The sequence below is a fragment of the Bifidobacterium sp. N4G05 genome, assembly GCF_002742445.1.
Taxonomy (GTDB): Bacteria; Actinomycetota; Actinomycetes; order Actinomycetales; family Bifidobacteriaceae; genus Bifidobacterium; species Bifidobacterium hominis.
Genome location: NZ_NJNQ01000004.1, coordinates 287,742 through 296,344 on the forward strand (window position 1 = coordinate 287,742; position 8,603 = coordinate 296,344).

Consider the following 8,603-nt stretch of genomic DNA (forward strand, 5'->3'; position numbering starts at 1 on the left):
TAATCGTAAGGAGAATTCGATATGCTTCTGGTCGCAGTCGACATCGGCAATACCAATGTGGTGATCGGCTTCCTTGATGACGGGCACATCGCCGGCACATACCGCATCACCACGAAATCGAACCACACGTCAGACGAATATGGCCTGATGATCACGCAATTCCTGCGGTTGAGCGGCTACGCGCCGGGCGATGTGGATGATGTGATCATCTCATCGGTGGTGCCGAAGGTCATGCATTCGTTCCGCGCCAGCATTGTGAAATTCCTCAATATCGATCCGATGATCGTTGGACCGGGCGTCAAAACCGGCATTAACATTCGTATGGACAATCCGCAGAACATGGGTGCCGACTGCATCGCCGACTGTGCGGGAGCCTACTACGAGTATGGCGGTCCGATTCTGGTGGCGGATTTCGGCACGGCTACCACATTCAATTACGTAACAGCCGACGCTTCAGTGATTTGCGGACTGATCACCACCGGCATTCGCACGGGCGCGGCCGCCTTGTGGGAGGCCACGGCCCAGTTGCCGGAAGTGGAAATCACCCGCCCCGCATCGATTCTGGCGAAAAGCACCAAACCAGCCATGCAGGCCGGCTTGTACTACAACTTCCTCGGAGGCATCGAACGTACGATCGCACAATTCCATCGCGAAATCGACGAAGAATTCCGCGTGGTTGCGACGGGTGGTTTAAGCCGAGTATTCGCCGATGATACCGATATGATCGATATTTACGATCCGGATCTGATTTTCAAAGGCATGTTGCATATTTACGAACGTAACGTACGATAGAAAATCTTATATTTAAATATATGTGATCTCATTACATAATAATGATGGCTGTCTTGCTTTCAATCGAACACAAGACAGCCATCATTATTTTTGTAATTTTTGTAAATAATTAATATTTATTGAATAGTAAAGCCTTGATTGGCTCCATATTCCTTCAGATCCTTCTGCCAAAGCGCGATGCCGCTTTTCAATTTGAGACGATCAGCGGAATCAGTTTCCTTCAACGCGTCGCCGATGGCGGATTTGTCGGACACTTTGCCACCGGCCGCGATGATATTCAGCCTGTCCTGCTCTTTGCGCAACCGGCTCGACCATTTGTAGGCCTTGCCTACGGTAGTGCGGAAGTCGCTTCGCGCATACACTTCAAACGGCAGATACTGGTAACCGGTCGACACGTTTTCCGCGGCTTGGGAAAGCACACGATTGTATTCCTGCCCGCCGAAATACGGTATTTCGATGCCACGCTCGTCGGTCACCGTGGTTTTTCGCAGGAATTCCGGATCGGACAACGTGTTGTTGTCGGCGGGGAACGCGCCGCCGTCCACACGCGCTTTGATGCCCTCCGACTTATGACATGCGTATTCGATGAAACGATATGAGGCTTCCGGTTTGCGCGAACGCTGCAACACGGCCAGTGCCGAACCGCCGTTTTCCGACGTGGTATAACTGCCATCCGGCGTGGGCATCTGTGCCACACGCCACAATCCTGCGGTTCCAGGAAGGTTCGACATGAGCAACGACGGCAACCAGGCGCCGGAGAACACGGAGGCGATCTTCCCCTCTCCTACGGCTTCCTTCCATTCATCGGACCATGTGGTCAGATTAGTGGCGACCAAACCTTCATCGATCATTTTCTGCCAGAATTCAGTAAAGGTTCGGGTGCCTTCGTCGTCGGTGAGGTTGATCGTCACGTTTTTGCCGTCGTTCGACGTGGAGAACGGGCGCCCTCCGGCAAGCCAGATCATAGTGTCGTAAAAGCTGGCGTCGCCGGAATCGGCGGTGATATACACGCCGATCTCCTTGAGCTTTTTGGCGGCTTCGTAATAGTCGTCCCATGTGCGAATTTTGGATGCGTCGACACCCACCTGTTCAAACACGCTGTCATTGTAGAAGAACGCCATTGGACCGGAATCCATGGGCAAGCCGTACACGCGGCCGTTCAGCTGTACCGAAGCCCATGTACCGGGCGTGTAGAAATCGCCGTAGCCTTCCGTACGCCCAGTGATCGCCACCAGCTGGCTGCTTACCGCGTACTGGCGCAACGCATAGTACTCCAATTGCACCACGTCGGGAATGCCGTAGCCGTCTTGAATGGCACTGTTGAGATTGTCGTAACCGCTTGTGTTCTTCCAAATAACGTGGATGTCGGGATTTTCCTTTTCGAAGCCGTCGATGACTTGCCTCATGCTCGGCTCCCACGACCATACGGTGATTTCGGTTCGGGAATCGACGTTGGCTCCGCAAGCGGCCGCACTGACTGCCATAATGGCCGCACAGCAGATGGCGATGATTCGTTTCACCAGTTTCAAGCCGATTCCTCCCATTTGATGTTCCCACACGAAAACGTGCGTACACACATACGCATTCGAGTGTACGTCAGTCACCCGAAAGCCAGCGTACAATCCTCCAATCTCTTCGATTCAGCTACGCAATCCACTGATAGCTCAAAAAAGCGTCCGCCGATTGACAATCCCTCAATCCACAGACGCTCATATTTACCGATTCCACTATGGAATCATGCAGCTACTTCACGGTGTAGCCCTGCTGAGATGCATAATCCTTGATATTCTTTTCCCAAGCCTGAACACCTTCAGCAAGGGTGACGGACTTGTCGGTATATGCACCACCGGCATCATCGCTATATACGCCACGCGCATAAACCTCGAACGGCAGGAACTTGTAGCCAGTCGAAACATTGGCCGCAGCCTTGGCGAGCTCCTCATTGAACTTCTGACCACCGAAGTATTCGTGCGCATTGCCATCGGAATCAGTCAGAGAGGTCATGTTCAGGAAGTCATCAGAAGCGAGAGTGTCGTTATCGGCAGGGAATGCGCCGCCATCGACGCGAGTCTTGATGCCTTCGGCATTGTGGCACGCATATTCAGCGAACTTGTATGCAGCTTCGGCCTTGGCCTTGTCATCCGTCTTGACCATCGCAAGCGAAGAACCACCGTTCTCGGAATTGGTTTCAGATCCATCCGGAGTCGGCATCTGAGCAACACGCCACTTCCCCTCACCGTCAGGAGCACCGGAAAGCAAGTTGTACGGCATCCAAGCACCGGTCAGCAGCGAAGCGATAGAGCCGTCATTCAAACTCTTGTTCCAATCATCACTCCAGCCTGCGGTCTTGGTATCAATAAGATCATCATCAATCATCTTCTGCCAGAAATCAACAAAAGTCTTGACCTTGGAATCATTGCTGAGGTTGATGGTGACGGACTGTCCATCGGAACCAGTGGAGAACGGCGTCGCACCCGCCAGCCATGTCATGGAATCGAAGAAGCCCGCATCACCAGAATCGGACGTAATGTAGGACCCTGTTGCGCGAACCTTCTTGGCAGCATCGTAGAACTCATCCCACGTCCTCACCCGAGTCGGATCGACCCCGGCCTTATCAAACACATCCTTGTTATAGAACCATGCCATCGGTCCGGAATCCATCGGCAGTGCATACACACCGCCATTAAGTTTCACAGAAGCCCACGTGCCCGGCGTATAGAAATCCGAGAACTTGTCCGCACCAAACTGACTCAGGTCTTCAATCTCTCCACGAACCTGATATTCGGGAAGTGCATAATACTCAATCTGCACCAAATCTGGCGCACCTTTACCTGCAGAAAGCGCATTGTTCAAAGCCGTGTATTCGGTGCTGTTCGTGCCGGCATTGGTCACCTTAACAGTGATGTCCGGATTGGCCTTTTCAAAATCCTTCACGGTACGCGGCAAAGTGGAATCCCAAGACCATACCGTAATTTCAGTCTTACCACCCTCTGTCACCCCCGAAGAACTCGAATTCGAGGAACTCCCGCAGGCTGCGACACCAGTCAGCATCGCAGCAGCAGCAACCAGAGCGATTGTTTTCTTGGATGCAGTGAACTTCATCGTTCTTCCTTCCTTTAAATATGGCCGACCTTCTACATCGACCAACATTATCGGCTATGAATCATTCATTGACCCTTCCGACAATCATGAGGATAACACAAAAGTTATGTTTACGCAAACAAATAGGCAAATCGTTGATTTTCCAGTATTTTTTAGTTACCTAGCATATTTTGTTTAGCTACGCAAACACGATATGATTGCATACTGGACGATGCATATCCGTCGAAGCTCGCGCAACGCAGACATTTCATCAGATCACTCATCGAAAGGAACGGCATGACTTCCGGAACCAGCACAATCACAGTGCAAAAAAACAGCGCAATTGCCGATATACCACCCCGCATTTTCGGATCATTTGTAGAACATCTTGGACGTTGTGTCTACGGAGGCATTTATGAGCCAAGTCACCCCACAGCCGACGAAAACGGATTCCGCCAAGACGTCATCAATCTAGTCAAAGAACTTGGTGTGACCTGCGTGCGTTACCCCGGCGGCAATTTCGTCTCTGCCTACAATTGGGAGGATGGCACAGGGCCACGGGGGCAACGCCCAATACGACGAGATCTCGCATGGCACAGCACCGAAACCAATGAAGTCGGTATCGACGATTTCTACCGATGGAGCAAGAAGACCGGTACCGAAATCATGCTTGCCGTCAATATGGGCACCCGAGGATTGAAGGCCGCACTGGAAGAGTTGGAATACGTCAACGGAGCGCCCGGCACCGAGCTTGCCAATCGCCGCGTACGTAACGGAATCACCGAACCAATGGACATCAAAATGTGGTGCATCGGCAATGAAATGGATGGCCCTTGGCAGGTGGGACATATGAGCCCTGACGAGTATGCCGCAGCCGTGGACCGAGTCGCACACGCCATGAAACTCGCGGAATCAGGCTTGGAACTCGTGGCCTGCGGCTCCTCCAGCGCCCATATGCCAACGTTTGGATCCTGGGAACGCAGCGTGCTTACCAAAGCGTACGACAATCTCGATTTCGTCTCCTGCCATGCCTACTACTACGAACGTGGAGCAAAATCGTTGCAAGATTATCTGGCAAGTTCACAAGACATGCAAACGTTCATCTCCACCGTGGCGGCATGTGCAGACGAAGCCAAAAATGCCCACACAGGCGATCATGATATAGCACTGTCATTTGATGAGTGGGGCGTCTGGTATTCCGACGTCTGGAATCAGCAGGAAGCTAAATGGAAAGCCCAATCAGGCAAGGATCTTCATCATGAGTCATGGCCGAAAGCACCGCGTCTGCTCGAAGATATCTACAATGCAGCCGATGCAGTGGTAGAAGGGTCGCTGATGATCACTCTGCTTAAGCACTGCGACCGAGTGCGTTCTGCCTCGCGCGCGCAGTTGGTCAATGTGATTGCGCCAATCATGGCCGAAAAGAACGGTCCCGCATGGCGTCAAACTGTCTTCTATCCGTTTGCCGAAGCCGCACAACACGCCCATGGCATTGCCTACAGTCCAGTCATCGACTCTCCCAACGTAGAGACTGAATCTTTCGGCTTGGTCAATGCCCTTGATTCAGTAATCACTTGGGACGAAACGAATCATTCCGGTCTTCTGCTTATGGTGAATCGCGACGCATCCGACGCACATAAGGTTACGGCTTCTCTGTCTCAACTGCCGTATTTCGACATATCCGACTTCCATATAGACAAGGCCATTATTCTGCATGACGACAATCCATATCAGCGTAATTCCGCAGACGACCCAACCGCAGTGACACCCCAAGAGCTTCATGCAACAATCGACAATGGATCAGTTCACTGCACTTTGCCAGCAATCAGTTGGGCTGCAGTGGAATTCCACGCCTAGTTTTTATTCGAATAGTATAAATTAAATGGGTGTCGGCAGATTGACAATCATCAACCTGCCGACACCCATAATGTTGCGATTATTTGCTTGCTGTCTGCTTACTGCTTAGTGACGATCACGCCGTTTGGTTTGATCGAAATGGTTTCGCCACTCACTTCAGCGAACGAGGAGACCACGACTTCGCCTTCCACCGGAACCCGGACCGTCTCATGCGTGCGGTTGAACGAGAACACGAACCTCGAACCGTCCGATCCCTCACGTTCGACCCGCAGCACGCGACTGTCGTTTTCGCCGGTTTCGGCCATGCCGAGCGATTCGAGAATCTCCGGCAGGCTCTTGGCGATGCCATCGCGGCCGAGGCGTGCGCCCACATACACGCTGCGACCCTCGCCGAACGTGTTCGCGACGATCGCCGGAGCGCCGTCCATGCCGGTCCACGGATCATCCTTGAACGTTTCCAGTACGGTGGCCGACCCGTCGACCGAGCCGATCACGTCGACGATGTCATGCGCCACCGTACCGTTGCTGAGCTCGAGATAATCCGGCACGCCCGGGAAATCGTCGCCCATGGGCATGAATTCCTCCACGCGCACGCCGACCACGTCACGAATCGATCCGGGATAGCCGCCGAGCCACACGTGGTCCTTCTCGTCCGAAATGCCCGTGTAGTAGGTCACGACCAGACGGCCGCCATTGACGACGTAGTCACGCACCCTGCGGGTCGTTTCCTCGGAAAGCAGGTACACGCTCGGCAACACGACCATCTCATAATCGTCCCAGGCACCGCGCACCGGCACCACGTCGGCGGTCACGCCATGGTCGGCCAGAGCACGGAACCACTGCAGCGGCTCGTCGACGTGGTGGACCTTCTGGGTCGGCGTGGCGGTGTGCTCGCTGGCCCACTCGGACTCGTAGTCGAACACCACGGCGACTTTGGACTTCGCCAGCTTCGTGCCAAGCAGTCCGTTGTCGGCCAGCGCGTTCAGATCCGCGCCCAGCTCGCACACGTCACGGAACACGGCCGAATCCTCGCCGGTGTGGGGCACCATCGCGGAATGGAACTTCTCCGCGCCTGCCTTGGACTGGCGCCACTGGAAGTAGCACACCGCGTCCGCGCCCATGGCCACATGCGCCAGGGAATCGCGCACCAGCTGGCCCGGCTCCTTGCGGTAGTTGACCGGACGCCAGTTGACCGCGCTGGTGGAATGCTCCATCAGGAACCACGGATCCTTGCGCGCGATGCCGTCGACCAGGCTCGCAGAGAACGCGAGCTCGTCCAGATGGGCCTCGCCCGGAATGAAGTAATGGTCGTTCGATACGAAATCGACCTCACGGCCCCAATCGTCGTAGTCCAATACCGAACCCGACGCGGACACCATGAAGTTCGTGGTCAACGGCAGGTCCGGAGTGATCTCGGCAAGCGCGTCGCGCTCGGCGACGTAGAACGCCTTCAGCGCGTCGGAGCTGAAGCGCTTGAAGTCAAGCAGCTTGCCCGGGTTCATGAAGTTGCCGTCGCCGATGAAACGCGGCGGCACGATTTCCGTGAAGTCGTTCATGCGCTGCGCCCAGAACGCCGTGCCCCACGCGTCGTTCACCGCGTCGATGGTGCCGTAGCGTTCCTCGCACCATTTCCGAAACGCGCGTTCGGCGTCCTCGGAATAGTCGAAGCGGTTGTGGCAGCCGTACTCGTTGCTCACATGCCATGCGACCACGTACGGGTTGCCCTTGTAATGCTCGGCCATCGCACGGCACAGCTTCAGCGCGTACTCGCGGAACACCGGACTGGTCGGCCTCCAATGCTGGCGGGCGCCCGGCTGGCACACGTCGCCGCGGTAGTCCTTCCACAGCACCTCGGGATGCGCCTGGGTGAGCCACATCGGCGGCGACGCGGTGGCGGACGCCAAGTCCACTGCGATACCGGCCTCGCCCAGCTTGTTGATGATGCGGTCGAGCCAGTCGAAATCGTACACGCCCTCGCTCGTCTCGATCTTCGCCCACGAGAAGATGCCCACGGACACGAGGTTCACGCCAGCCTTCTTCATCAGACGAACGTCATCGTCCCACACCTCTTCCGGCCACTGGTCGGGATTGTAGTCCCCGCCGTACCAGATGCGGGCTTGCTGCCCAGCCAACGGCTGCGGCCAACGATAGGATCTACGTTGAGTCATATCCACTCCTTTGTTTTTCATCAACTATCCTAACAAATTCATTCCTTGACCGCGCCCGCGGAGAGGCCGGACTGCCAGTACTTCTGCAGGCACAGGAACGCGATGACCAGCGGGACGATCGTGATCAACGAGCCCGTGATCACCAGATTCTGGATCGCCTGACCGCCAGCGGTGCTCGCCTGGTCCTTCCACTGGTTCAGGCCGATTGTCAACGGATACCAGTTCGAATTTTTCAGCATGATCAACGGCAGGAAGTAGTTGTTCCACGTCGCCACGATCGTGAACAGGGCCGTCGTAACGATGCCCGGAGCCAACAGCGGCAGGGACACCTGGAAGAACGTGCGGAGCTCCGAAGCTCCATCAACTCGCGCGGCTTCAAGCAATTCCGTCGGAACCGCCTGCTCGGAGAAGATCCACATCAGATACAAGCCAAACGGGCTGATCAACGATGGAATGATCATGGCCCACGGCGTGTTCGTCAGGCTGAGCTTGGCGAACAGCAGGAACTGCGGGACCGCCAACGCGATGCCCGGCACGCTGATCGCGCCGATGATGACCGCGAACACGGCCTTGCGGCCCGGGAAACGGAACTTCGCCAGCGCGTAGCCGCCCATGATGGCCAGCAGTGTCGCGCCGCCCGCGCCCACGACCACGTACAGGAGCGTGTTGAGCAGCCAGCGCCCGAAGATGCCGTCCTGGTAGGTG

The 8,603-nt window shown here is 55.4% G+C and carries 6 protein-coding genes; 2 read left to right on the top strand and 4 right to left on the bottom strand.

The features are described 5' to 3' along the window. The first annotated feature begins 21 nt into the window (after window positions 1–21). Window positions 22–792 carry a type III pantothenate kinase gene (locus CE153_RS05955; protein ID WP_099595521.1) on the top strand — a complete coding sequence of 257 codons (771 nt, stop codon included), beginning with the start codon at window positions 22–24 and terminating at the stop codon, window positions 790–792. 116 nt (window positions 793–908) lie between these two features. Here the strand turns inward: CE153_RS05955 and CE153_RS05960 are convergent, their stop codons facing one another. Both CE153_RS05960 and CE153_RS05965 read right to left on the bottom strand, forming a co-directional pair. Then, window positions 909–2,336, bottom strand: a complete 1,428-nt coding sequence (locus CE153_RS05960) for an ABC transporter substrate-binding protein (RefSeq protein ID WP_099595523.1) — start codon at window positions 2,334–2,336, stop codon at window positions 909–911. 199 nt (window positions 2,337–2,535) lie between these two features. After that, window positions 2,536–3,894, bottom strand: a complete 1,359-nt coding sequence (locus tag CE153_RS05965; RefSeq protein WP_099595524.1) for an ABC transporter substrate-binding protein — start codon at window positions 3,892–3,894, stop codon at window positions 2,536–2,538. Window positions 3,895–4,170: 276 nt separating this feature from the next. On the opposite strand from CE153_RS05965, the gene CE153_RS05970 reads away from it, so the two are divergent. After that, window positions 4,171–5,730, top strand: coding sequence for an alpha-N-arabinofuranosidase (locus CE153_RS05970; RefSeq protein ID WP_099595526.1), 1,560 nt, complete (start codon window positions 4,171–4,173; stop codon window positions 5,728–5,730). Window positions 5,731–5,828: 98 nt separating this feature from the next. Here the strand turns inward: CE153_RS05970 and CE153_RS05975 are convergent, their stop codons facing one another. Together CE153_RS05975 and CE153_RS05980 are read right to left on the bottom strand one after the other, a co-directional pair. Then, on the bottom strand, window positions 5,829–7,898 hold the full coding sequence (locus CE153_RS05975; protein WP_099595551.1) for a beta-galactosidase: 2,070 nt from the start codon (window positions 7,896–7,898) through the stop codon (window positions 5,829–5,831). A gap of 38 nt (window positions 7,899–7,936) precedes the next feature. After that, window positions 7,937–8,603: carbohydrate ABC transporter permease (locus CE153_RS05980; RefSeq protein WP_099595527.1), on the bottom strand; the 667-nt coding region annotated here is incomplete at its 5' end.

Bases quoted from the DNA above. Each gene is read 5' to 3' on its own strand.
- CE153_RS05975 (WP_099595551.1), bottom strand. From the start codon at position 7,898: ATGACTCAACGTAGATCCTATCGTTGGCCGCAGCCGTTGGCTGGGCAG.
- CE153_RS05960 (WP_099595523.1), bottom strand. From the start codon at position 2,336: ATGGGAGGAATCGGCTTGAAACTGGTGAAACGAATCATCGCCATCTGC.
- CE153_RS05955 (WP_099595521.1), top strand. From the start codon at position 22: ATGCTTCTGGTCGCAGTCGACATCGGCAATACCAATGTGGTGATCGGC.
- CE153_RS05965 (WP_099595524.1), bottom strand. From the start codon at position 3,894: ATGAAGTTCACTGCATCCAAGAAAACAATCGCTCTGGTTGCTGCTGCT.
- CE153_RS05970 (WP_099595526.1), top strand. From the start codon at position 4,171: ATGACTTCCGGAACCAGCACAATCACAGTGCAAAAAAACAGCGCAATT.